Origin of the sequence: Vibrio sp. 10N.222.55.C6, from assembly GCF_041473395.1 — a bacterium.
GTDB lineage: Bacteria > Pseudomonadota > Gammaproteobacteria > Enterobacterales > Vibrionaceae > Vibrio > Vibrio crassostreae_C.
In genome coordinates this window covers 1-213 of sequence record NZ_JBFRSD010000140.1, presented here as the reverse complement: position 1 = coordinate 213, position 213 = coordinate 1, and the positions used below count along the sequence as shown (strand labels likewise).

The window sequence follows — 213 nt, the reverse complement described above, 5'->3', positions numbered from 1 at the left end:
ATCAGATAGAGACTCAACTGAACCGAAGAATGACAGAGCAAGTGCACACCAAATTAGAGCGATGATGCCTTCACCAATCATTGCACCGTAGAATACGAAGCGACCGTTCTTCTCGTTTTCCATACAACGCGCCATCAAAGGAGACTGAGTTGCGTGGAAGCCAGAAATAGCACCACAAGCGATAGTGATGAATAGAGCAGGCCAAAGTGGTAG

At 46.9% G+C, this 213-nt stretch carries 1 protein-coding gene; it reads right to left on the bottom strand.

The window, feature by feature from the left end:
• Positions 1–213: carbon starvation CstA family protein (locus AB4486_RS22940; RefSeq protein WP_372118797.1), on the bottom strand; the 213-nt coding region annotated here is incomplete at both ends.